At 73.0% G+C, this 23705-nt stretch carries 23 protein-coding genes; 14 read left to right on the top strand and 9 right to left on the bottom strand.

Annotated features, from left to right (window positions below; genetic code table 11):
• Both K1Y72_RS30280 and K1Y72_RS30275 read left to right on the top strand, forming a co-directional pair.
• Window positions 1-783, top strand: a 783-nt coding sequence (locus K1Y72_RS30280; protein WP_220169921.1) for a hypothetical protein, incomplete at its 5' end; no start/stop codon positions are given.
• Window positions 784-1112: 329 nt separating this feature from the next.
• Window positions 1113-1787 (top strand): 4'-phosphopantetheinyl transferase family protein, encoded by a 675-nt coding sequence (locus tag K1Y72_RS30275; protein ID WP_220169920.1) that lies wholly within the window; start codon window positions 1113-1115, stop codon window positions 1785-1787.
• A gap of 9 nt (window positions 1788-1796) precedes the next feature.
• Here the strand turns inward: K1Y72_RS30275 and K1Y72_RS30270 are convergent, their stop codons facing one another.
• On the bottom strand, window positions 1797-2660 hold the full coding sequence (locus K1Y72_RS30270; RefSeq protein ID WP_220169919.1) for an SDR family NAD(P)-dependent oxidoreductase: 864 nt from the start codon (window positions 2658-2660) through the stop codon (window positions 1797-1799).
• A gap of 96 nt (window positions 2661-2756) precedes the next feature.
• Window positions 2757-3383, bottom strand: coding sequence for a TetR/AcrR family transcriptional regulator (locus K1Y72_RS30265; RefSeq protein WP_308287293.1), 627 nt, complete (start codon window positions 3381-3383; stop codon window positions 2757-2759).
• An 83-nt stretch (window positions 3384-3466) separates the two neighbouring features.
• On the opposite strand from K1Y72_RS30265, the gene K1Y72_RS30260 reads away from it, so the two are divergent.
• The gene (locus K1Y72_RS30260; RefSeq protein ID WP_220169918.1) at window positions 3467-4927 is read left to right on the top strand and encodes a flavin-containing monooxygenase; all 1461 of its coding nucleotides are present in this window, start codon (window positions 3467-3469) and stop codon (window positions 4925-4927) included.
• A 14-nt stretch (window positions 4928-4941) separates the two neighbouring features.
• On the opposite strand, the gene K1Y72_RS30255 is transcribed toward K1Y72_RS30260, so the two are convergent.
• The 4 genes from K1Y72_RS30255 to K1Y72_RS30240 form a co-directional block, all read right to left on the bottom strand.
• Window positions 4942-5589 carry a TetR/AcrR family transcriptional regulator gene (locus K1Y72_RS30255; protein ID WP_220169917.1) on the bottom strand — a complete coding sequence of 216 codons (648 nt, stop codon included), beginning with the start codon at window positions 5587-5589 and terminating at the stop codon, window positions 4942-4944.
• A gap of 86 nt (window positions 5590-5675) precedes the next feature.
• Window positions 5676-7175 carry a glycosyltransferase family 39 protein gene (locus K1Y72_RS30250; protein ID WP_220169916.1) on the bottom strand — a complete coding sequence of 500 codons (1500 nt, stop codon included), beginning with the start codon at window positions 7173-7175 and terminating at the stop codon, window positions 5676-5678.
• A gap of 58 nt (window positions 7176-7233) precedes the next feature.
• Window positions 7234-8691: an EamA family transporter gene (locus K1Y72_RS30245; RefSeq protein WP_220169915.1), complete on the bottom strand. Its 1458-nt coding sequence runs from the start codon at window positions 8689-8691 to the stop codon at window positions 7234-7236.
• A 24-nt stretch (window positions 8692-8715) separates the two neighbouring features.
• Window positions 8716-9156, bottom strand: coding sequence for a MarR family winged helix-turn-helix transcriptional regulator (locus tag K1Y72_RS30240; RefSeq protein WP_220169914.1), 441 nt, complete (start codon window positions 9154-9156; stop codon window positions 8716-8718).
• Window positions 9157-9247: 91 nt separating this feature from the next.
• On the opposite strand from K1Y72_RS30240, the gene K1Y72_RS30235 reads away from it, so the two are divergent.
• Genes K1Y72_RS30235 through K1Y72_RS30225 form a run of 3 tightly spaced genes read left to right on the top strand, consistent with a single transcriptional unit; the run spans window position 9248 to window position 13023 of the window.
• A complete protein-coding gene (locus tag K1Y72_RS30235; protein WP_308287292.1) occupies window positions 9248-11080 on the top strand; it encodes an ABC transporter ATP-binding protein in 1833 nt (610 codons plus the stop codon).
• A gap of 19 nt (window positions 11081-11099) precedes the next feature.
• On the top strand, window positions 11100-11369 hold the full coding sequence (locus tag K1Y72_RS30230; RefSeq protein WP_220169913.1) for a sulfurtransferase TusA family protein: 270 nt from the start codon (window positions 11100-11102) through the stop codon (window positions 11367-11369).
• A 13-nt stretch (window positions 11370-11382) separates the two neighbouring features.
• Window positions 11383-13023, top strand: coding sequence for an ABC-F family ATP-binding cassette domain-containing protein (locus K1Y72_RS30225; protein ID WP_220169912.1), 1641 nt, complete (start codon window positions 11383-11385; stop codon window positions 13021-13023).
• Window positions 13024-13031: 8 nt separating this feature from the next.
• Here the strand turns inward: K1Y72_RS30225 and K1Y72_RS30220 are convergent, their stop codons facing one another.
• From K1Y72_RS30220 to K1Y72_RS30210, 3 genes are all read right to left on the bottom strand, one after another.
• Complete coding sequence (locus tag K1Y72_RS30220; RefSeq protein ID WP_220169911.1) at window positions 13032-13622, bottom strand: TetR/AcrR family transcriptional regulator; 591 nt, start codon at window positions 13620-13622, stop codon at window positions 13032-13034.
• A 48-nt stretch (window positions 13623-13670) separates the two neighbouring features.
• The gene (locus K1Y72_RS30215) at window positions 13671-14495 is read right to left on the bottom strand and encodes an aggregation-promoting factor C-terminal-like domain-containing protein (RefSeq protein ID WP_220169910.1); all 825 of its coding nucleotides are present in this window, start codon (window positions 14493-14495) and stop codon (window positions 13671-13673) included.
• Window positions 14496-14586: 91 nt separating this feature from the next.
• Window positions 14587-15099: a MarR family winged helix-turn-helix transcriptional regulator gene (locus K1Y72_RS30210; protein WP_308287291.1), complete on the bottom strand. Its 513-nt coding sequence runs from the start codon at window positions 15097-15099 to the stop codon at window positions 14587-14589.
• 278 nt (window positions 15100-15377) lie between these two features.
• Between K1Y72_RS30210 and K1Y72_RS30205 the strand changes: the two genes are divergently transcribed.
• From K1Y72_RS30205 to K1Y72_RS30170, 8 genes are read left to right on the top strand one after another with little or no spacing between them, the layout of a single operon-like run.
• Entirely contained in the window at window positions 15378-16181 is an 804-nt protein-coding gene (locus tag K1Y72_RS30205; protein WP_220169909.1) for an MlaE family ABC transporter permease, read from the top strand.
• Complete coding sequence (locus tag K1Y72_RS30200; protein ID WP_220169908.1) at window positions 16181-17035, top strand: ABC transporter permease; 855 nt, start codon at window positions 16181-16183, stop codon at window positions 17033-17035. Before K1Y72_RS30205 ends, K1Y72_RS30200 begins: the two co-directional genes overlap by 1 nt.
• Complete coding sequence (locus K1Y72_RS30195) at window positions 17032-18120, top strand: MlaD family protein (RefSeq protein WP_220169907.1); 1089 nt, start codon at window positions 17032-17034, stop codon at window positions 18118-18120. Before K1Y72_RS30200 ends, K1Y72_RS30195 begins: the two co-directional genes overlap by 4 nt.
• Window positions 18117-19202 (top strand): MCE family protein, encoded by a 1086-nt coding sequence (locus K1Y72_RS30190; protein ID WP_220169906.1) that lies wholly within the window; start codon window positions 18117-18119, stop codon window positions 19200-19202. Before K1Y72_RS30195 ends, K1Y72_RS30190 begins: the two co-directional genes overlap by 4 nt.
• A 1-nt stretch (window position 19203) precedes the next feature.
• The gene (locus tag K1Y72_RS30185; protein ID WP_220169905.1) at window positions 19204-20250 is read left to right on the top strand and encodes an MlaD family protein; all 1047 of its coding nucleotides are present in this window, start codon (window positions 19204-19206) and stop codon (window positions 20248-20250) included.
• Entirely contained in the window at window positions 20250-21305 is a 1056-nt protein-coding gene (locus tag K1Y72_RS30180; RefSeq protein ID WP_220169904.1) for an MCE family protein, read from the top strand. Before K1Y72_RS30185 ends, K1Y72_RS30180 begins: the two co-directional genes overlap by 1 nt.
• 8 nt (window positions 21306-21313) lie before the next feature.
• Complete coding sequence (locus tag K1Y72_RS30175; protein ID WP_220169903.1) at window positions 21314-22384, top strand: MlaD family protein; 1071 nt, start codon at window positions 21314-21316, stop codon at window positions 22382-22384.
• The gene (locus K1Y72_RS30170; protein WP_220169902.1) at window positions 22381-23697 is read left to right on the top strand and encodes an MCE family protein; all 1317 of its coding nucleotides are present in this window, start codon (window positions 22381-22383) and stop codon (window positions 23695-23697) included. Before K1Y72_RS30175 ends, K1Y72_RS30170 begins: the two co-directional genes overlap by 4 nt.
• Window positions 23698-23705: the final 8 nt, after the last annotated feature.

Genomic DNA, 23705 nt, shown 5'->3' with positions numbered 1-23705 from the left:
TCGCCGCGTTCGTCCGAACCATTCCCGCGGGTCTATTCGGCGCCCGACCCGCCGAAGCCGCCGCGCCGTTCGCGCGCGCCGCGGGCCCTCGCCTGGCTCGTCGCCGCCGCCTCGTTCGTCGCGGCGGCCGCCGGGGTGTTCCTCTTCCTGGCGCCGGGCGGCGGCGACCGGTCGGCGGCGCCGCGGTCCACCGGCATCGAGGAGACGAGCCCGCCCGCCGCGACGTCCGCGCCGCCGTCGAGCGCGCCGCCGTCCGCGTCGAGCCCGCCCGCGGCGCCGTCCGCGCCCGCGCTGATCGCCGCGCTGCCGGCGCCCTGCTCGACGCTGCCGGCCGGGGTGGTGCGGGACCTCGTGCCGTCCGCGCGGCGCACCCCGCTGGCCAATCCCATCCTCACGACCTGCACCTACACGGCGATGTCGGGGTCACCGCGCTGGCTCACCGTGGAGGCGACGCTGTACCGGGCGGCCGACTACCCGGCGCCGCTGGACAACGCCCGCCGGTTCTTCGCCTCGCGCCTGTCGCGGGACGCGCGCGACGTGTCGGCGCGCACCGTCAGCCAGGACCGGCGGAGCGGGCTCGGCGACGAGGCGTTCCGGCTCTTCAAGATCGACAAGGACCAGCCGGTGGTGGTGGGGCAGGTCACCTTCCGGGTGCGCAACGCGGTGCTGACGATCAGCTACATTGAGCAGCATTCCGCCAAAGAGCGCCCGGAGGCGCTGAAGGCCGGCTGCCTGGCGAAGGCGACGCGGGCCGCCGGTGAAGTGCGAGCATCGTTCAGGTAAACCATTTCTGACCTGAATCGGCCGATCATGGCATATGCGCAGTCAATCCCTCCTAGGGTGATTCTGTAAAGGGGAGGGGAGCGGCGTCCGGGACCGGTGTGACGGTCCGGGGACGCCGCGGCGAACGCCTGTGAGGAGGAGGTCGACGCCGTGGCCGAGAAGCCGGCTGGTGTGTCCTGGGTGTAGCGGCCCAGGTGGAGGACCCGGGAAGGGGGAGCGGGCCGCCCGGCGTACGATGCCAGGCGGCCCCTTCGCCGGAAGGGGCGCCCGCGGGCGTCCGGGCCGCGCCGGGCCCGCCGGGATGACAGTGATCGCGCCGGGAGAGTCAAGTGGAACCCGTTACCGTCTGGTGGGCGAGCCTGGCCGACGCGCCGCTCGCGCCCGGCGCCCTGCTGGACCCGGTGGAGCGCGCCCGGCGGGAGCGCTACCTGCACGCCGAGGACCGCGAGCGCTTCACGCTCGGCGTCGTGATGACCCGGACGGCCCTCGCCCCGCTCCTCGGCGTCGCCCCGGAACGTGTTCCCCTCGACCGCTCCTGCGCCGACTGCGGCAAGCCGCACGGCGCCCCCCGGGTCGAGGGCGGCCCCCGCGTGTCGGTCTCGCACTCGGGCGACCGCGTCGCCGTCGCCGTCTCCGTGCACGGCCCGGTCGGGGTGGACGTGGAGGCCGCCTCGGGCCGCCTCACCGCCGACATCGGGAGCCACCTGCTCGCCGCCGGCGAGGCCGCCGCGGACGAGGCCGCCCTCCTCGCCTACTGGACGCGCAAGGAGGCCCTCACCAAGGCCACCGGCGAGGGGCTGCGCGAGCCGTTCACCCGCCTGCGCGTCTCGGGGCCGGACGAGCCGCCCGCCCTGCTCGCCTGGGACGGCCGCCCAGGCCTGGCGGACCGCTTCGCGATGCGCGCCCTGGACCCCGGCCCCGGCCACGTCGCCTGCCTGGCGATGCTGGACCACCCGGCCGGCGTCGAGGTGGCGGAGCGGGCGTACGCCCCGCTGCCGCGGTAGGGCGCCCGCTCAGCGCTGCGGCGACGGGATCCGCGCGATCAGCCGCAGCGACGCCGGGGACACCCGCGACAGCGCGTGCAGCAGGTGCCCCTCGAAGTTCACCGGGACGACGGCGCGGTTCTTCACGATGGCGTCGACGATCCGCTCGGCGACCTTCTCGGGCGGGTAGCCGCGCCACTGGAACGCCTTGTCGTAGCGGCGCCGCAGCGACTCCTGCGCCTCGGCCGAGACGCCGACGTGGATCGAGCTGCGGGCGAGGCCGGTCTTGGCGAACCCCGGGCAGACGGCGGTGACGCCGATCCGCGACCCGGCGAGCTCGGCGCGCAGGCACTGGCTGAGCATGAGCACGGCGGCCTTGGTGGTGCTGTAGGCGGGCAGCGAGCGCTGCGGCGCGAACGCGGCGGCCGACGCGACGTTGACGATGTGGCCGCCGAAGTTGGGCTTGTCGGGCTTGGCGGGCAGCGCCGCGACGCGCTCGGCCATCTGCCGGCCGAACAGCCGCGACCCGTGGATGACGCCCCACAGGTTCACCCCGATGATGCGCTCCCAGTCGGCGGTGCCGGTGGCGAGGAACGGTCCCGCGACGGCGATGCCGGCGTTGTTGACCACGATGTCGGGGGTGCGGTGCTCCTCGCGGACCCACCCGGCGAACTCCTCCATCGCCGCGCCGTCGGCGACGTCCACCCGGTAGGCGGCGCCGGTCGCGCCGGCCTTCTTGGCGAGCGCGAGGGTGCGCTCGGCGGACGGCAGGTCGATGTCGGCGGCGATGACGGACGCGCCCCGCCCGGCGAGGGCGAGCGCGGTGGCGCGGCCGAACCCGCTGCCCGCTCCGGTGACCACCGCGAGTGCTCCGTCGAAGTGCGCGACGCCCATCTGTACCTCCGGGGGACGTAGGTGTGAGGGCAGCCTACGAGGACGCGGCCCGGCCCGCGATCATCTCGCCGGACCCGGCGGCGGGCGCCCCCGCCGTCAGGAGAGGTAGGGCCCGAGCCCCTGCCAGCAGAAGTCGGTCATGTGGCGGGCGAGCTCGTCCGGCGTCACGTCGTCGCGGCCGGTGCCCCAGAGCGCGAGCCGCTCGCTGGCGCCCATGATGATCTCGGTGTAGGCGAGCACGGCGACGTCGGGGGCGGCGGGCGCGAAGGCGCGGAGGACGCCGGCGATGAGCGCGCTCTGCTGCTGCCGGGTCTCCTCGATCTCGCCCGCCGACCCCGGCGGCCCGGCGAGCGGCTGCTGGAGCAGCATCGCGAACGAGCGGCTGTGGGAGTCGACGAACCCGAAGTAGGCGGACATGCCGCGCCGCAGCATGTCGCGCGGCTCGGCGGCGCCCGCGAGGGCCTTGCGGGTGACGTCGTGCAGCTCGGCGCGCGAGCGGGCGATGCAGGCGCGCAGCAGGCCCTCCTTGGAGCCGAAGTACTCGTAGAGCATCGGCTTGGAGACGCCGCAGAGCTCGGCGATCTCGTCCATGGAGGTGGCCTGGTAGCCGTGCTCGCCGAAGATCCGCTCGGCGACGTCGAGCATCTGCCGCTCCCGCTCGGCGCGGGACATCCGGCGGCGCCGCGCCGGACCGGATGCCGGGCCGGATGTGGTGGCGCTCACAGCGGAATCCTATCTGTTGGACCTACCGTCAGTAACCTACTCGCGGTAACTTACCGGGAGTAGGTTACTGCGGAAGGAAGACCATGAGCGACCGCGCACCGGCGATCGTCATCATCGGCTCGGGATTCGCCGGGCTCGGCATGGCGATCCAGCTGAAGAAGGCCGGCTTCAACGACTTCGTCATCCTGGAGAAGAGCGAGGCCCTCGGCGGCACCTGGCACGACAACACCTATCCCGGGTGCGCCTGCGACGTCCCGTCGCACATGTACTCCTTCTCCTTCGAGCTGAACCCCGGCTGGTCGCGGATGTTCGCGCCGCAGCCGGAGATCCGCGCCTACATGGAGCGCGTCGCCGGCAAGTACGGCCTGCTCGACCACCTGCGCTTCGGCGCCGAGGTGGAGGCGATGGAGTACGACGACGCCGAGCGGCGCTGGGAGGTGACGCTCGCCGGCGGCGACGTCCTCACCCCCCGCGCGGTCGTATCCGGCATCGGCGCGCTGCACATCCCCTCCTTCCCCGACCTGCCCGGCATCGAGCGGTTCCAGGGGACGGCGTTCCACTCCGCCGAGTGGGACCACGGCTACGACCTCGCCGGCAAGCGCGTCGCCGTCATCGGGACGGGCGCCTCGGCGATCCAGTTCGTGCCGCAGATCGCCAAGAAGGCCGCCGACCTGGTGCTGTTCCAGCGGACGCCGCCGTGGATCCAGCCGAAGCCCGACCGCGCGATCCCCGCGCCCGTCCGCACGGTGTTCGAGAAGGTGCCGGGCGCCGCGCGCGCCTTCCGCAGCGGCATCTACTGGACGCTGGAGGCCCGCGCCGTCGGCTTCACCATCGACCCGCGCCTCAGCGGCCCGATGGAGGCGCTCGCCCGCTGGCACCTGAAGCGCCAGATAGCCGACCCCGAGCTGCGCGCCAAGGTCACCCCCGACTACACCATCGGGTGCAAGCGGGTGCTGCTGTCCAACGACTACTACCCGGCGCTCACCCGCGACAACGTGCACGTGGAGACCGCCGGCGTCGCCGAGGTCCGCGAGCACTCGATCGTCACCGCCGACGGCACCGAGTACGAGGTCGACTGCATCGTCTACGGCACCGGCTTCAAGGTGACCGACGCGCTCGGCGAGCAGCGCATCGTCGGCCGCGACGGCATCAAGATCCAGGAGGCGTGGGCGAACGGCATCGAGGCCTACCGCGGCACCACCCTGCCCGGCTTCCCGAACCTGTTCTTCCTGCTCGGCCCGAACACCGGCCTCGGCCACAACTCGGTCGTGTTCATGATCGAGGCGCAGATCCAGCACGTGCTGAGCTGCCTCCGGCTGGTCCAGGAGCGGGGCGGCACCAGCATCGAGCCGAAGCCCGAGGCGCTCCGCTCCTTCAACGACCGGATGCACAAGCGGCTCCGCCGGTCGGTGTGGAGCGAGGGCGGCTGCCAGAGCTGGTACCTGGACGACAGCGGCGTCAACCGCACGCTGTGGCCGGGGCACACCTTCGAGTTCTGGGCGGGCAGCCGCAAGGCGCGGCCCGCCGACTACGTCGTCCGCTAGCGGGGGCGCGGGCGCTACTTCGGCGGCGCGAACAGCGGCTTGATCCCGGCGATGAACGTCCGGATGATCGGCCGCTGTTCGGCCGGCGCGCGGCCGCGCAGGTCCAGCACCGGGTCGAGGCCGTCGTAGTAGGGCGCGAGCGCCAGGTGCGGGAGCAGCAGCATCAGCAGCGCCGCGAGGACGTCGGGGTCGGCGTCCGCGCGGATGTCGCCGCGCTCCTGCCAGAGCCGGATCGCCGGGTTCACCACCTGGAGGTAGTGCTGGTTGGCGGTGTCGCGGACGACCGAGCGCACGCTGTTGTCGAGCTCGAAGTTCGTGGCGGCGGTGATCGCCCGCTCCAGCGGGTGGTCGGCCATGTACTCGGTCCACTCGCAGAGCACGTCGAACAGCCAGCCGTCGAAGGGCTGCTCGGCGTCCACCCCGGCGATGCGGCGCTCCATCTCCTCGCGCGCCCGGCGCGAGGTCTCGTCGCAGACGAAGGCGAAGAACTCCAGCTTGTCGCTGAAGTACTGGAACAGGGACCCCTTCGCGATGCCCGCCTCGCGGGCGATGGAGTTCAGGCTCCCGGTCGAATACCCGTGCTCGCCGAATTCGCGCATGGCCACTTCGAGCACGCGCTCGCGCTTGGCGACGTCGAGCCGGTACCACGTCGAGGTCGGCATGAACCGCTCCGGCCTTCCGTTGGGGGACAAGGCGATCGAGGGGCAGGATAACGCTGCGCGACGCGCCGCGCGGACCACTTCCGGCTTTAGTAGAAGTGCCGCAGCTCCGGCCACAGCACCGACCAGGGCTTTCGCGTCCCGGAACAGAGGACGACGAGCGCGCCGTCCTCCTCGTTGTCGGCTCCGGTGCGTGCACGGGCCACCTCGCGGCAGGCGCGGAACCGCGCCTCGAAGCCGGTGGCGTCGCGCTGCGCGACGATCAGGACGGGGCCGTCGCGGGAATCGGGCGGCGGCCCCCAGCCGGCGAACGCCATGTGCCCCGAGTAGGGGGCGGGCAGCCCGCGGGCCGGGCCGTACAGGGCCAGCGCGCCCGCCTCGCCGTAGTTCTGCGCGAACAGCACGGCGCGCGCCCGGTCGGCCGCCGGGACGCGCGCCCAGCCCGCAGCGGCGGCGTCCGCCAGCGCGGGCCAGCCGATCTGCTCGCCCTGCTCGGGGTTGACGGCGTTCGCGGCGCCGATCGCGCTCACCGGCAGCACCGGCAGCGCGATGAACGCGCTGTTCGCCGCCGCCAGGACCAGGACGGCGCCGCCGAGCGCCCGGCGCCCGGCCGAGCGCAGGAAGCGGGCGAGCGGCAGGCAGCCCGCCGCCGTCCAGACGAGGAGCAGCGGCAGCGCGTAGTAGGGCTTGCCGCCGGTCGCGACCACCAGCGCCGCGAGGACGCCGTAGCCCGCGACGAACGGCCGCGACCAGCGCAGCGCCGGCTCGCGCCACATGCGCAGGCCGCCCGCGACCCACACCGGCACGAGGAACGGGGACAGGTAGGCGAGCTGGAGCGGCACGAACAGGATCCGGTTCTCGGCGCCGTCGTCGTCGCTGATGCCGCCCGCCACGGTGAGCTGCGGCCACCCGTGCCGGGCCTGCCACCACAGGTTGGGCGCGGCGACGAGCAGCGCGAGGGCGGCGCCGGCGACCGGCCACCACCCGCGCAGCACCGCGCGCGGCCCGGTGGCGAGGACGCCCGCGAGCAGCGCGACGGCGAGCAGCGCCACCAGGTCCTTGTTCAGCGCGGCGAGGCCGGCGAGCAGCCCGAGCGCGGCCCACCACCGCCGGTCGCCGGTGCGCAGCAGCCGCAGCGCGGCGAGCGCGACCGCCGTCCAGGCGAGCAGGTCGAACGTCGCGGTGACCATCAGGTGCCCGACGGCGAGGACGTAGCCGCAGCAGGCGGTCAGCGCGGCCGCGAGGACCTGCGCGCGGCGGCCCCCGCCGAGCTCGCGGGCGGCCAGCGCGACCAGCACGACGACCGCCGCGGCCGCCAGCGTCGCGGGCACCCGGAGGCCCTGCGGCGACGTCCCGAACACCGCCGTCGAGGCCCGCGCGGCGAGCGGCGTGAACGGCGGCTGGTCGGTGTAGCCCCAGGCCGGGTGGTCGCCGGCGACGAGGAAGTACAGCTCGTCTCGGTGGAAGCCGTAGCGCGGCGACAGCGCGGTGAGGATCCCGGCGAGCAGCGCCGCGACCGCGACGACCTGCGGCGCGGCGAACGGCGGCGGCCCGCCCCCGGTCTGGCTTCCGTGCGGGCGTTCGGCCATGCGCGCTCCCGCCTGACGTGGACGAGCGGTCCGGTGGCGCGGACTCTACCCGCCTCGATCAGCCGGCAGAAGGCCCGGCGGCGGCCGCCCGCAGCCCGGCCAGCGTCTCGGCGAGCCAGGCGCGCTCGGCGACCGAGGTCGCCCGCGCGATGCGCTGCAGGCCCGCGCGGAACGGCGTCCCGAGCTCGTCCTCGCGGAGCGGCCGGTCGCCGTCGCCGTCGCCGAAGAAGCCGCGGCCGGGGTCGTCGAGGAAGGCGCGGCGCCGGTCCAGCACGGCGATCTGGTCCGCCACCGGCAGCAGGTGCAGGAAGGCGAGGACGACGAAGTAGCGGTTGCGGTCGCTGACGTCCAGGGCGTCCGGCTCGGCGAGGCGGCGGCGCAGCTCGGCGTGCCCGGCGGCGGTGAGGGCGTGGACCCGGCGGGGCGGGCCGCCCTCTCCGGCGGCCTGCTCGCGCGACAGCAGGCCCTGCTTGCGGAGCCGTTCCAGCGCCGGGTAGAGCGCGCCGTCGCTGACCGGCCGGACGTGGCCGACGAGCCGGGTGATGCGCTTGCGCAGCGCGTAGGCGTGCAGGGGCCCGTCGGCGAGGAAGCCGAGGACGGCGAGTTCGAGGATGACGGTTCCCTTCCGGCGTGCGGGCGCCCGGCGCGGCGCGGCGAACGCCGCGACGGCCGCGACCACGACCGCCGCCGCCCCCGCCTGGACCGGCGCGAGCCGCTCGCCGAGGACGACGGTACCGAGCAGCACCGCGACGACGGGCGCGGCGAACGACACGAGCGACGCCTGCACGGCCCCGGCCCGCTGCACGAGGACGGTGTTGGCCAGCCAGCCGAGCCCCGAGCAGACCACCCCGAGCGCCAGCACCGCCGCCCACGGGCCGGGCGTCCGGGCGGCGCCCGCCAGCCCCGGCAGCGCGAACGGCGCCGTCGCCAGCGCCGCCACCGCCATCTGCGCGCAGGTGAGGGCGGTCGCGTCGGCGTCCCGCAGCCGGAACCGGACGATCAGGCCGCCCGCCGCGTAGCTGACCGCAGCGGCGGCGGGCAGCAGCGCCCACCACGTCGCACCGCCGCCCCCGGCGGACATCAGGGCCGTCCCGGCGAACGCGGCGGCGAGGCACGCCCAGCGCGCGCGGCCGAGCCGCTCGGCGGGCGCCAGCGGGATCGCGCCGACGGCGATCCACATCGGCGTCGTCGCGAGCAGCAGGGAGGTGAGGCCGGTCGGCACGTGGCGCTCGCCGGCGGCGATGAGCAGCGACGGCAGCGCGGCGCTGCACAGCGCGACGGCCGCCGTCTCCAGCGGCCGCCCGCGCAGCAGCCGGGCGGCTCCCGCGAGGGTGGCGCGCGCGCCGCCGCGCAGCGTCCCGACGGCGAGGACCGTCACGGCCGCGAGCGCGAACCGGGCGCAGGTGAGGGACGCGGGCGGCAGCGCCCGCCCGGCGACGGAGATCAGCAGGAACGGGACGCCGAGGGTGAGGGAGACCCAGAGCCCGAGCAGTCCGGTGAGCGGGGAGCGCGGCACCGGGCCACACTAACTCGATTCGAGTTAGTCGGCCAGGGGCGGGCGGGCGCACGGGCCGTCCCCGGCGTCCATGACCGTGAGCAGCTCCAGCAGCGTCGCGCGCTGCCCGGCGTCCAGCGGCGCGAGGACCCGCTCGGCGGCCTCGCGGCGGACCGCCGCCATCTCGGCGCGCGCCGCCCGTCCCCGGTCGGTGGCCTCCACCAGCAGGGACCGCCGGTTGGCCGGGTCGGGGGAGCGGGTGGCGAGGCCCGCCTCCTCCAGCGCGTCCACCAGCGAGGTGACCGAGCGGGGGACGACGCCCAGCCGCTCGGCGAGGTCGACCATGCGGAGCGGCCCGCTGCCGACGATCACGCGGAGCGCGCGGGACTGGGAGGGGGTGAGGCCGAGCGGCGCCAGGCGCTCCTTCTGGAAGTGGTGGAGGCGCTTGGTGAGGCGGATGAGCAGGTCGCCGAGCTCGTTCTGCATGCCACTGAGCATACCTCATTGTCCAGGAAATAATTATGAGGCAGACTCAGTTAGAGTGTCCGTGACCCGTTCCCCTCCGAAGGAGCCGCCTGTGCAAGCCGTCGAAGAGCGCACCGCGAGCAACACCGAGAAGAACAACGACGAGAAGACCCCGAAGCGTCCCGACGTCCGGCGCGTGCTGCGCCTGTTCGTCCCCTACCGCCGCCGGCTGCTGCTGGTCGCCCTGCTGGTCGGCCTGTCGTCGCTGGTCGGCCTCGCCTCCCCGTTCATGCTGCGCGAGGTCCTCGACGTCGCGCTGCCGCAGGGCCGCACCGGCCTGCTGACGCTGCTCGCCCTCGGCATGATCGCCGTGGCCGCCGCGACCAGCGTGTTCGGCGTCCTGCAGACCTACGTCTCCACCGGCGTCGGCCAGCGCGTCATGCACGACCTGCGCACCGCCGTCTACGCCCACCTCCAGCGCATGCCGCTGGCCTTCTTCACCCGCACCCGCACCGGCGAGGTGCAGTCGCGCATCGCCAACGACATCGGCTCGATGCAGTCCACCGTCACCTCGACGGCGACCTCGCTCGTCTCCAACTTCACCTCGGTCGTCGCGACCGTCGTCGCGATGGTGTTCCTGGACTGGCGGCTCACCCTCATCTCGCTGGTGATGCTGCCGTTCTTCGTCTGGATCAGCCGCCGCGTCGGCGCCGAGCGCCGAAAGATCACCACGCGGCGGCAGGGGCAGCTCGCCGCCATGTCGGCGATCGTGGAGGAGTCGCTGTCGGTCAGCGGCATCCTGCTCGGCCGCACGATGGGCCGCTCGCCCGCCCTCACCCGCCAGTTCGCCGACGAGTCGCGCAGCCTGGTCGACCTGGAGATCCGCTCCAGCATGGCCGGGCGCTGGCGGCAGTCCACCATCGGCATCATCATGTCGGCGATGCCCGCGATCATCTACTGGGGCGCCGGCCTCACCGTCTCCGGCGGCCACCCCCTCGTGTCGGTCGGCACGCTGGTCGCCTTCACCACCCTCCAGTCGGGCCTGCTGCGCCCGATGGTCCAGCTCCTGCAGACCGGCGTGGAGGTGCAGAGCTCGATGGCGCTGTTCCGCCGCATCTTCGAGTACCTGGACCTGCGCCCCGACATCGAGGAGCCCGCGACGCCCGTCCCGCTGAAGGACGTGCGCGGCGACGTCCGCTTCGAGCACGTCGGGTTCTCCTACGACCCCGACACGGACGCGGACACGGGCGCCCGGCCCGCCCTGCACGACGTCGACCTCACCGTCCCGGCCGGCAGCAGCCTCGCCGTCGTCGGCGCGACCGGCTCGGGCAAGACCACCCTCAGCTACCTGGTGCCGCGCCTGTACGACGTCACCGCCGGCCGCGTCACCATCGACGGCGTGGACGTGCGCGACGCCTCCTTCGCCGACCTCGCCGGCGCCGTCGGCGTCGTCTCCCAGGAGACCTACCTGTTCCACGCCACCGTCGCCGACAACCTGCGGTTCGCCAAGCCCGACGCGACCGACGAGGAGCTGCACGCCGCCGCGCGCGCCGCGCAGATCCACGACCACATCACCGCGCTGCCCGACGGCTACGACACCATGGTCGGCGAGCGCGGCTACCGGTTCTCCGGCGGCGAGAAGCAGCGCCTCGCGCTCGCCCGCACCATCCTGCGCGACCCGCCGGTGCTGGTGCTGGACGAGGCGACCAGCGCCCTGGACACCCGCACCGAGCGCGCCGTCCAGGAGGCCGTGGACGCGCTCAGCGCGGGCCGCACCACGATCACCATCGCGCACCGGCTGTCCACCGTCCGCGACGCCGACCAGATCGTCGTCCTGGACCGCGGCCGCGTCGCCGAGCGCGGCACGCACGCCGAGCTGATGGCCCTCGGCGGCCGCTACGCCGCGCTCGTCTCCCGCGACGGCGCCCTCGCCCCGGCCGCGTGAGCGGGCTACCGTGGGGCCCATGCTGGTGATCGACGGCGGGGACAAGGCGTGCGTGCGGCTGCTGCTGGAGCTGCGCGGCCGCATCGCCGGCCTGCCGGACGGCGCGGTCGTGCACCTCATCGCCACCGACCCCGCCGCCCCCATCGACCTCCCGGCCTGGTGCCACCTCACCGGCCACGCCTACCTCGGCCCCGTCACCGTCGAGGGCGACCCGCGGCCCGCCTACGGGCTGCGGGTCTCGGCGGCGGCGCGCGCCACCGAGGCCGCCTCACCCTGGCGCGCCCGCTAGTTTTGACGGCGTCATGAGCGCCACTCTCGTCGTCAAGGACCTCGCCGCCGGCCACGGCGAGCGCACCCTGTTCTCCGGGCTCGACCTCGTCGTCGCCCCCGGGGACGTCATCGGCCTCGTCGGCGCCAACGGCGCCGGCAAATCCACCCTGCTGCGGCTCCTGGCGGGCCTGGACGCGCCCGAGCGCGGCGCCGTCCGCGCGACGCCGCCGGCCGCGACGGTCGGGTACCTGCCGCAGGAGCCCGAGCGGCGCCCCGGCGAGACCGTCGCGGCCTTCCTCGCCCGCCGCACCGGCGTCGCCGCCGCCCAGGCCGACCTGGACGCCGCCACGCAGGGCCTGGTCGACGGGGCGGGCGGCGCCGACGACGCCTACGCCGCCGCGCTGGAGCGCTGGCTCGCGCTCGGCGGCGCCGACCTGGAGGAGCGCGCCGCCGAGGTCGCCGCCGACCTCGGCCTGGACGTCGGCCTCGCGCAGCCGATGACGTCGCTGTCGGGCGGCCAGGCCGCCCGCGCCGGCCTCGCGTCGCTGCTGCTCAGCCGCTACGACGTGTTCCTGCTGGACGAGCCGACCAACGACCTGGACCTGGACGGCCTGGAGCGGCTGGAGCGGTTCGTCGCCGGCCTGCGCGCCGGGACCGTCGTCGTCAGCCACGACCGCGAGTTCCTCACCCGCACCGTCACCGCCGTCCTGGAGCTGGACCTCGCCCAGCAGCGGATCAACCTGTTCGGCGGCGGCTACGCCTCCTACCTCGCCGAGCGCGAGGTGGCGCGGCGGCACGCCCGCGAGGACTACGAGGAGTACGCCGGGAAGCTGTCGGCGCTCCAGGAGCGCGGCCGCACCCAGCGCGCCTGGATGGACAAGGGCGTCAAGAACGCCCGCCGCAAGGCGAGCGACAACGACAAGGTCGGCCGCAAGTTCCGCTCTGAGGCCAGCGAGAAGCAGGCCGCCAAGGCCCGCCAGACCGAGCGCGCCATCGAGCGGCTGGAGGTCGTCGAGGAGCCCCGCAAGGAGTGGGAGCTGCGCATGGAGATCGCCGCCGCGCCCCGCTCGGGCGCGGTCGTGGCCACCCTGCGCGGCGCCGTCGTCGAGCGCGGCGGCTTCACCCTCGGCCCCGTCGACCTGGAGATCGGCTGGGCCGAGCGCGTCGCGATCACCGGCGCCAACGGGGCGGGCAAGTCGACGCTGCTCGCCGCCCTGCTCGGCCGCGCCGGCCTCGCCGCCGGGCACGCCGCGCTCGGCCCCGGCGTCGTCGTCGGCGAGGTCGACCAGGCCCGCGGCCTGTTCCTCGGCGACGAGCCCCTGGCGGAGGCGTTCGGCCGCGCCGTCCCCGACCTGACGGCCGCCGACGTCCGCACCCTGCTCGCCAAGTTCGGGCTGCGCGCCGACCACGTCCGGCGGCCCGCCGCGACGCTGTCGCCCGGCGAGCGCACCCGCGCCGCCCTCGCCCTGCTCCAGGCCCGCGGCGTGAACCTGCTCGTCCTGGACGAGCCGACCAACCACCTGGACCTGCCCGCGATCGAGCAGCTGGAGTCGGCCCTGGACTCCTACCCCGGCACCCTGCTGCTGGTCACCCACGACCGCCGCATGCTGGCGGCCGTCCGCACCACCCGCCACCTGGACGTCGACGCGGGCAAGGTCACCGAACGCACCTGACCGGGGGGTCAGCCGGCGAGGCGGACGAGGATGCGGCAGACCTCGTCGAGGATCTCGCGGGCGGCGCCGGCGTCGTCGGCGAGCGCGATCTCGCGGCCCGCCTCGCCGATGACGGTCGTCAGCACCAGGCTGAGGACCTGCGTGGAGCGGCCGCCGCCCGCGCCGTGCAGGAGCTTGGTGTTCTGCCCGATCCAGCGCTGCGCCCGCTGCCGCCGCATCAGCGAGAACCCCGACGGGCCCTCGCCGGCGTGGAAGAGCCGGGCGGCCTCGCGGCGCTCCCAGCACACCTCCAGGTAGGCGCGGGCGCCCGCGACGAACAGCGCGATCGCGTCGCCGTCGGCGCCCGGCCGCGCCGCCGCGACGGCCTGCGCCGCCGCGCGCTCCTGCTCGGCCGTCAGCTCCTCCCAGAGCGCCAGGTACAGGCCCGCCTTGCCGCCGTAGTGGTGGTAGAGGCTGCCGACGCTGACGTGCGAGCGCTCCACGATCTCGGCGATGCCCGCGTCGGCGTAGCCGCGGTCGGCGAAGACGCGCTGCGCCGCCTCCAGCAGGGCGTGGCGGGTGGCGTCGGCCCGCGCCCACTGGCGCCCGCCCTCGCTCACCCCGCCGCCGCCCGCCGCGCCGGCCGTCCCGTCAACGGAGACCGCCCATCAGTACCAGTGGTGGGACGACCACCACGCCCAGGCGCCGCACGGATCGTGGTAGCGGGCCTTGATGTAGCCGAGGCCCCAGGCGATCTGGGTGGGGGAGGACGTCCGCCAGTCGGGGCCCGCGCTCGCGAGCTTGCTGCCCGGCAGCGCCTGCGGGATGCCGTAGGCGCCGCTGCCCGGGTTCTCCGCCCGCTCGTTCCAGCCGCTCTCGTGGTCCCACAGCGTCTCCAGCGACGACCAGCAGCCGCCCCAGCCCTTCAGCGCGCTCATCTTCCGGCCGTACGCCTTGTTCTGCTGCGCGCTGGGGTTGGACGCGGCGAGCTTCTTGCGCTCCTCCTCGGCCTTGCGCTTGGCCTCCAGCGCCTTCAGCTTGGCGCGCGCCCTCGCGTCGGCCTTGGCCTTGGCCTTCAACGCCGCGATGCGCTTCTGCTCGGCCTTGTAGGCGTTCTCCTTGGCCGACGCGACCGCGTTGGCGGCGATCGGATCCATGTCGCCGGTGTGGGTGAGCTTGGCGAGCATGTCGTTGGCGGACATGCCCGAAGCGGCCATCTTCGGCGGCTTGGAACCGGCCCCCGGCAGCTTGCCGGGGTCCAGGAACGTCAGCCCGGCGCCGATGACGGCGATGCCGACGACGGCGATCGTGACGTTGTGCGTCAGCACGCCGAAGACGCGCCGGACGCCGCTCTTGCGGGGCTCCGCGGGAAGGCCGGCGTACCGCTCCTCGCCGTACGGGCGGTCGCCGTACGCGTCGGGGGCGGGCTCCGTGCGGGCCGCGGGCGGGTGGCCCCGGCGCGGTTTCCTGCGGGTGCCGTGACTCTGTGGCATAGAAGTAGATTGCCTTATCGTCAGCGTGCTGTGTCCCGTCATGACGGTTTACGCAGCCGCCGTCACGGTGGGTTCACCGCTTCCCGGGCTCCTACAGGTCGAGATCACCCACCGCGAGGCGCACCGGCTGCAGGGCCTCGAACACGCTGCGGTGGATGCCGTCGAGGGCGCCGAGCGGCCCGGACGGCGACTCCAGCGCCTCGTTGACCGCGGCGGCGCGCGTCCGCCCGTCACCGGTGATCCGCACCAGCGTCGCGCGCCGGTCGTGCGGGTGGGGGAGCAGGGTCACGAGGCCGTCACGTTCGAGCTGGTCCGCCGTCAGCTTCACCGACGTCGGGTGCATCATCAGGAAGCGGCTGAGCGTGCTGAGCCGCGCGCTGCCCTCGCCGGTCAGCGCGAGCGTCGTCAGCAGGAAGTAGCCCGTCCGGCTGAGATCGGCCTTCTTCAGCTCGACGTCGAGGGCCTTCTTCAGCACCGAGTGCAGGCGTCCGATGGAGCACATGGCCATGAAGGGCCAGGGTCCGCCGGCCATTCCCTGGTCGGTCCAGCGGTCGTGGACGCCGGTGACCAGCGGGTCCGTGCCGTTGTCTGTGGTGGTGTGCACCGGATGATCGTATCTTCGGACAAATGCGGATGTAAGTACTCGCTTCTTAGACCTTCTTTCAATAGAGTGCTTCAGATCACAGCAGGGGAACCCGCGTCCCGATGACAACCGGGCGCCCTCTGTGGTTCCGGTCCCGGGAGGGGCGGCGGCAGGCCCGTTTTCGGTCGGGCGGCCCGCGCTCCGCCGGGGAGCGGTGTTTCGGATGAGCGCCGACGTCCGAGAAAGAAGGAGGCTGGAATGGCCCTTCGCCCTGCCCCCGAGGGGGAGGTCTCCGGCTGATGGTCCTGAGCCTGAACAAGGCCCCCGACCTGGCCCGCCGACGGGTCGGGACAGCGCTGGACGAGACCGGGCTGCTCTGCGTGACCCTCCTGGAGGGGCTGCGCCGCACCTGGGACGTCCGCCAGTGGTGGGGCGAGTTCATCGAGCAGTGCTGGTTCCTCGCCCGCGTGACGAGCGTGCCGGTGATGCTGATCGCGGTCCCGCTGGGCGCGACGATCTCGCTGCAGGTCGGCGACATCGCCCGCCAGCTCGGCGCCGCGTCCGGCACCGGCGCGCTGCTCGTCTCCGCCATGGTCCAGCAGGTGGCCCCGCTCGCCGCCGCGCTGCTGGTCTCCGGCGTCGGCGGATCCGCGATCACCTCCGACATGGGGGCGCGCAACATCCGCGACGAGCTGTCGGCCATGGAGGTCATGGGCATCAACCCGATCCACCGGCTGGTCACCCCCCGGCTCTGGGCCGGCAGCACCGTCTCCGCCCTGCTCTGCTCGGTGGTGATCCTGGCCGGCGTGCTCGGCGGCTACTACTTCAACGTGATCCAGCAGGGCGTGAGCCCGGGCGCCTTCTTCGACGGCTCCACCACCCTGCTCCAGTTCTCGGACCTGCTGGTCACCCTGTTCAAGGCGTGGGTCTTCGGCTTCATCGCCGCCGCGGTCGCCTGCTACATGGGCATGAACTGCGACTACGGCCCGGTCGGCGTCGGCCGCGCGGTGAACAAGGCGGTGGTGGTCACCTCGATCATCGTGTTCGCGGTGAACTACACCATCCAGATGCTGTACCAGGTCCTCGTCCCCCCGAGGTTTTGATGGTCGCCATTTCCCCCGTACGCCGGCTCGGCCGGGCGGTGCAGGGCCGCACCGCGGGCCTGTCCGCCTCGGCGAACCTGCCGGTCTTCCTCGGCCGGGTGCTCTACCACCTGGTCGTCGACATCATCGTCAAGCGCAAGTACGGCAAGACGCTCGCCAAGCAGGTCAGCGACATCTCGGTGGGCGTCGGCGCGCTGGTCATCGGCGGCGGCATGATCTTCGTGATCGCCACCATGTCCCTCGCCACCGGCGCCATGGTCGGCCTGCAGGGCTACCCGGGCCTGGAGCGGATCGGCGCGGAGGCCTTCACCGGCCTGGTCGCCAGCTACTCCAACGTCCGCGAGGTCACCCCGATCATCGCCGGGGTCGCGCTGGTCGCCCAGGTCGGCACCGGGTTCACCGCCGAGATCGGCGCGATGCGCATCTCCGAGGAGATCGACGCGCTGGAGGTCATGGGCATCAACTCCCTGGCCTACCTGGTCTGCACCCGCGTCGCCGCCGGCGTCATCGCGCTCGTCCCGCTGTACCTGGTGTCGCTGTTCGCGGCGTTCTTCGCCACCCGGTTCATCACCATCAGCTACTACGGGCTGTCGCCGGGCATCTACGACTACTACTTCCACCTGTACCTACCGCCGATCGACGTGTTCTACAGCGTCATCAAGGTGGCGGTCTTCGCGTTCATCGTGATGTTCATCCACTGCTACCGCGGCTACTACGCCGCCGGCGGCCCGGTCGGGGTGGGCGTCGCCGCCGGCCGCGCGATCCGCGAGTCGACCATCCTGATGATCCTGATGAACCTGGTCCTGTCGTACATCTTCTGGGGCCACGGCGGCACTGTGAGGTTGACCGGATGAGCGACGAAACCCTCTCCTCGCGCTCGCGGACGATGTTCGGCCTGTTCGGGGCCGGCGTCATCGCCGCCGCCGCGGCCGCCGTCGCGATCAGCTCGACGCCCTCGCACGCCGGGTCCACCTACCTGAACGCCTCGTTCTCGCGGGCCGGGCAGGGCCTGGACCCCGGCAAGTCCGACGTGAAGATCCGCGGCATCACCGTCGGCACCGTCGACAAGATCGAGCTCCAGCGGGACGGCCGCGTCGACGTGGTGCTCCGCGTCGACAAGGGCGTGAAGGTGGCGCGCACCGCGAGCGCCACCGTCGAGCCGGTGTCGGTGTTCGGGCCGAAGGACGTCGCGCTCGACCTCGGCGCCGGCGAGCTCACCGGCCCCTACCTGCCCGACCGCGGCACCATCGCGCGGACCAAGGACCCCGAGGACCTGTCGGGCACCGCCTGGCCGACCTACCGGCTCACCAAGGCGATCAACCCCGACGAGCTGTCGGCCATCGTCCGCACGTTCGGCGCCGGCCTGTCCGGCGAGGGCCCCGCGCTCCGCCGCGTCGTCGACAACGGCGCGACCGTCATCGACGCCACCCACGCCGACCGCGCCGAGCTCGCCCGCATCATCGCCAACATCGAAGGCCTGTCCGGCACGCTAGGGGACCGCGGCGGCACGCTCGGCCAGACCGTCCGCGACTTCAACGGCCTCGCCCCGGTGATCTACGACCGGCCCGACAAGGTCAGCCAGCTCCTGACGCAGGGCGGCCGGCTCGCCGACACCGTCGGCACCCAGCTCCAGGCGCACGGCGACAACCTCGGGTCGATCATCGACGGCGGCGGCAAGGCGGTGCACGTCGTCGCCACCCGCTCGGACCGGCTGCCGCAGCTCGTCGACGGCCTGAACGGCTTCTTCAACCTGCTCGCCGACATCATCCGCACCCCCGGCCCGCAGGGCACCATGATCGCCCAGGCGCGGGACGTGCTGCCGCTGGACCTCTGCCAGACCCTCATCGACGCCTGCACCCCCGCCCCGTCCACCACCGCCTTCGACCTCACCACCACCGGGAAGGCGTCGCAGCCGACGTCCCAGAAGGGGAAGCCATGAGCCCGCGACGCGGCAACCCCGGCCGCGGCCCCAAGTACGCGGTGACCGCCAAGTTCGGCGTGTTCGTCCTGCTGACCGGCCTGCTGACGTTCTTCATCGGCCAGCAGATCCTCGGCACCAGCTTCGCCGACCGGTACCGGCTGACCGCCACCTTCGACGACGTCACCGGCCTGCTGAGCGGCGATGCGGTGAAGATCGCCGGAACGCCGGTCGGGCAGGTGGAGTCCATCAAGGTGGTGCTCGGCAAGGCCGTGGTCGCCATGAAGATAGACAAGGACGTGCGCGTCCCCGACGACTCCACCGCCGCGATCCGCTGGCGCAACGTCGTCGGCCAGCGCGTCGTCTACCTGGAGCCCGGCACGAGCCCCGGCCGCCTCGGCCCCGGCGGCCGCGTCCCGCACACCCGCTCGGTGGTCGACCTCGGCGAGGTCGTCAACAGCCTCGGCCCGCTCACCCGCAACCTGGACCCGAACCAGCTCAACAAGATCCTGTTCGCGTTCTCCCAGGCGCTGGACGGCAACGAGCAGAACGTCGGCACGATGGTGAACGAGCTGGACGGGCTGCTGTCCACCTTCGCCTCCCGCAAGCGCACCATCCAGCAGATGATCGGCGACTACGAGACGGTCAGCTCGACGCTGGCCACCCGGGACCGCGAGATCGCGCGGAGCGTCGACAACCTCGCCGACCTCACCCGGGTCTTCGCCGACAACCGCAAGATCCTGGACAGCGCGGTGGTGCAGGTCGCCGGCGTCACCACCAACCTGAACCAGATCCTCGGCGGCAACGACGCGCAGCTCGCCCGCATCATCGCCAACCTCGGGACGTTCGCCGACACCTTCCGGATCAACGTGGACGCGCTGGAGAAGATGGTGCAGGGCCTGCCGCTGACGCTGCGGCAGCTCTTCGCCGCCGTCAACGGCGGCCACTACATGCGCACCAACGCGCTCTGCCTGAACATCCAGCAGGGGCCGTGCCCGTTCGAGATGGAGCTGCCGGCCGCGCCCGGCCAGAAGCCCAAGGACAACACGCCGAGCCAGGCCGACCTGGACAAGCTGAAGAAGATGCTGGCGGGGGTGGGCTGACATGGCGCTGAAGTCCCTGCGCGACACCAACCGGCGCGCCGTCGCCGTCGTCACCCTCGCCGTGCTCGCGATCGGCGTCACGTTCGCGTTCGCCGTCGGGCAGCTCCACCTGTTCGACCAGGGCTACCGGATGAGCGGCGTCTTCAGCGACACCGCCGGCCTGAAGAAGGGCCAGGACGTGCGGGTCGCCGGCATGAAGGCCGGCCGCGTCACCGCCGTCGAGCCCGACTTCCGGACCGGCACCGTCGTGGTGTCCTGGCACATGAACAAGGGCATCGACCTCGGCCCGGCCACCCGCGCCGAGATCCAGACGACGACGCTGCTCGGCGGCCGCTACCTGAAGCTGTCCGGCCCCGTCACCAAGCCCTACATGGCGGACGTGCCGGAGTCGCGGCGGCGCGTCCCGCTGGCCCGGACCGCCGTCCCCTTCACCGTCCCCGAGGCGCTGGAGGGCGCGCAGAACATCGTCGGGAAGCTGGACGAGAAGAGCATCGACAAGCTGCTCACCGAGGTCGGGAGGATCCAGGCGCCGGACGCCGCGAAGCTGAAGCGCATCCTGCGCAACGTGCAGTCGGTGTCGGCGGCGCTGAACGAGTCCTACCCCGAGGTGCAGCGGCTCATCGACTCCAGCAAGAAGCTGACCGGCACGCTCGCCGCCAAGGACGACCGGCTCCGCCAGATCATCGACGCGAGCCGGACGCTGCTGCAGGCGCTGGTGGACCGCCGCAACGAGCTCGCCGCGACCATCGGGCAGAGCAGCCGGACGGTGCGGACGCTGTCCAACGTCATCGAGCGCAACCAGAAGCAGCTCGACGGCCTGCTCCGCAACCTGCACCTGCTGACGACCCGGCTCGCGCCCAACATGGACGCGCTGAACACCGACTTCTCGCTGCTCGGGCCGACCTTCAACCAGGTCTCGCTGCTGAAGGGCAACGGGAACTGGATCGAGGGCGTGCTGACCGGCCTCGGCCCGCTCCAGCCGGCCGGCCCGATCTCCACCCGCCGCACCACCGACGCCACCGGCGCGACGGCCGCAGGAGGCAACTGATGAGCGACCCCACCCCGCGCCGCCGGCCGGGCCGCACCGGCCTGGTCGTCGCGCTCTGCCTGGCCATGGCGACCTCGCTCGGCGGCTGCTCGGCGGCGCCCGGCGGCGGCGAGCGCACCATGGTCGTCTACGTCGCCAAGGCCCGCTCCTTCTACAAGGAGTCCAAGGTCAAGGTGATGGGCGCCGACGTCGGCCTGGTCGACAAGGTGCAGACCGAGGGCGACCGCATCAAGATCACCTTCCATATCCGGAGGAACGTGCCGCTGCCGCAGGGCGTGCAGGCCTCCATCGTCCCGCTGAACCTGGTCGGCGAGCGCAACCTCGTCCTGCACCCGGCGTGGAAGCCCGGCGAGGCCCGGCAGACCTCCAACGTCATCCCGATCGAGCGGACGCACGTGCCCGTCGAGGTCGACGACGCCCTGTCGTCGTTCACCAACCTCGCCAACGCCCTCGACCCGACCAAGGTGCAGTCCGCGCTCGGCACCGCCGCCTCGTCCTTCAACGGCAACGGCCGCGACTTCAACGCCACCCTGGAGGAGGGCGGCCGGCTCGTGGAGAACGTCGCCGGCCAGGACAAGGAGCTCATCGAGGTCGCCCGGAACCTGCGCCGCCTCGCCGGCGTCGTGCGGGGCCGCGAGCAGGTGCTCGGCGAGATGATCAGCAACTTCGGCGAGGCGACCCGGGTCCTCGGCGCCGAGCGCGGCGAGCTCCAGGACCTCGTCAACGGCGTCCTCGCGCTGTCGAAGAACGGCGGCAAGCTGCTCGACCGCTACAAGGGGCAGCTGCCCTACGACCTCGCCGTCCTCACCAAGGTCGCGCTCACCCTCAAAGGCAACGCCAAGCAGATCGCCGGGCTGATCGCCGCGCTGCCCGGCGTCAACAAGGCGTTCATCGGCGGCTACAACCCCAAGAACGAGTCGCTGCAGATCCGGTTCGCCACCGACGCGTTCCTGCGGACCTGGATCAAGGGCTTCCAGAACACCGACGCGGTCAACTGCCCGCTGCCGAAGCCCAACTCCAACTGCCCGTTCACGCCGTTCCCGGAATCGAATTGAGGCGGCCCGTGACACGCAAGGCGCTCTGGCTGGTCACCGCGCTCGTCCTCGCGCTCACCGGCTGCTCCTACAAGACGGCGGGCGCGCCCGGCGGGCGGCTCACCCTGTACGCGACGTTCGACGACGCGCAGGGCCTCGTCGCCGGGCACAGCGTCAAGATGTCCGACGTCAACATCGGCAGCGTCAAGAAGGTCGAGCTGGCCGGCTACAAGTCGCGGGTCACGCTGTCGATCAAGGACGGGGTGCGGCTGCCGCAGGGCACCCGCGCCGAGATCAAGGTGACCTCGCTGCTCGGCGAGAACTACGTCGACATCATCCTGCCGGCCGGCGGCCGCCTCGACCGCGGCCCCTACCTGGCGAACCGGTCGGTCATCGCGAACACCAGCGTGCAGCCGGCGTTCGAGCAGGTCGTCGGGCAGGCCGGGCCGCTGCTGAAGGCCCTCGCCGGCAACGACGTGGCGGCCGTCGTCGACGCGGGCGCGACCGCGCTGGACGGCAACGGCCAGAAGCTCAACACCACCATCGCCAAGTCCGCCGACCTGCTGAAGCTGTTCGCCGACCAGCGCCAGGAGCTCGGCCTCGCCGTCGACCGGTTCGCCCGGCTCGGCCGGTCCCTGGCGAGCAACAAGGACGCGCTCGGCGACGCGCCCGGCGAGCTGGCCAAGGCGACCCGGGTGCTGAACGACGACAAGGAGCAGATCCTCGCCGTCGTCCAGAAGCTGACCCGGATGGCGAAGCAGCTCAACGACAAGGTGCTGGAGGGCCGCGTCGCCCGGTTCCGCACGCTGCTGAAGGACCTCGACCCCGTCCTCGCGCAGCTCGGCGGCAACCGCAAGCGGCTCACCGGCCTCGTCAACGGCCTCGTCGCCTTCACCACCAAGCTGCCGCTCGCCACCTACGACGGCCAGCTCCTCCTCTACCCGATCCTCCGGCTGACCTGGCCGGACGGTTCGGTGGTCATCCCCGGCCAGACGCTCCCGGGGCAGAAGTCGGCGAAATCGGCGAACGTCGCCAAGCTGCCGAAGGACCTGCGCGGCGCGCTGCCGGGCCTCGACGAGATCCTGGAGCCGCGGTCGTGACGAGACGCATCGCCATCAACCTGTGCGTGTTCGCCGCACTCGCGGTGATCATGGTGATCTGGGCGTTCAACAACGTCATCCGGTTCGACTTCATCGACCGGCCGTACCACATCACCGTCCAGTTCGAGTCGTCCCCGGGCCTGCACCCCAACTTCGAGGTCGACTACCTCGGCCTGCGCGTCGGCAAGATCGACTCGGTGAAGCTGGAGCAGGACAAGGTCGTCGTCCGGCTGGACATGAACCGCGGCGTCAAGATCCCCAAGGGGGTGAGCGCCGCCGCCGCCCGCAAGTCCGCGGTCGGCGAGCCCGTCGTCGAGCTCACCCCGCCGCCCGGCCAGGGCCAGGGCACCCCCGAGGCCATGCGCGACGGCGAGGTCATCCCGGTGAGCCGCACCAAGGTGCCGCCCAAGTACGGCGACCTGTTCGACGCCGTGCTGTCCACGCTGAACGCCATCAAGCCCGAGGACGCCAAGATCCTCACCCACGAGCTGGCCGAGGGCTGGTCGGGCCGCGAGGACTCGCTCCGCCAGATCATCAACGGCGGCGACGACCTCACCGCCACGCTCGCCCAGAACACCGACCTGCTGGACGGCCTCACCAAGGACCTCGCCCGCATCTCCACCGTCCTGAACGACCACCGCGGCGACCTCGGCGCCGGCATCGACAACGTCGCCGCGCTGACCGGCGCGCTCGCCCAGGTCCGCGGCCAGCTCGCCGAGCTGCGCGACCGCGGCCCGACGCTGCTCGGCACCGTCAACGGGCTGCTGGACGAGACGGGCGACGACTTCGGGTGCGCGGTCGACGCCGTCGGCACGCTCGGCCTGACCTCCTACGACCCGGACCTCTACAGCGACCTCGGCTACGTCCTGGACAAGGCGCCGCAGCTGAACCACGTGCTCAACAGCGTGATCGGAGAGGAGGGCGGCAAGCCGGTGCTGAACGTCGTCTTCCAGGTCACCCTGAAGAAGCAGGCGGCGCTGGAGTACAAGTACCCGAAGGCCCAGCCGGGCGTGAACCCCAAGCTGTCGTGCCCCGGCGGGCGCCAGCCGGTCACCGCGCCGCAGAAGACCTACCCGGGCAAGAGCCCCGGCCAGACCATCCCGACCCACGACGCGTCCGCGGACGTGCGGGACGTCAAGGCGCAGCAGGCCGCGAACGCGAAGAAGGACTCTTCTGGCGGGCCGCCGATTTGGCTAGTGTACGTTCCCCCGGTGCTGGCGCTGCTGGTGCTGATCAGGGTGATGGCGGGCTCGGTGCCCGTGGTGTCCCGACTGACCCGCCTCCCGCGGCTCCGGCGCCGCGGGCGGGACTGATTCCGACC

It is taken from the genome of Actinomadura parmotrematis, from assembly GCF_019458805.1.
Classification (GTDB): Bacteria; Actinomycetota; Actinomycetes; order Streptosporangiales; family Streptosporangiaceae; genus Spirillospora; species Spirillospora parmotrematis.
This window is presented reverse-complemented; position numbering and strand designations above follow the sequence as displayed.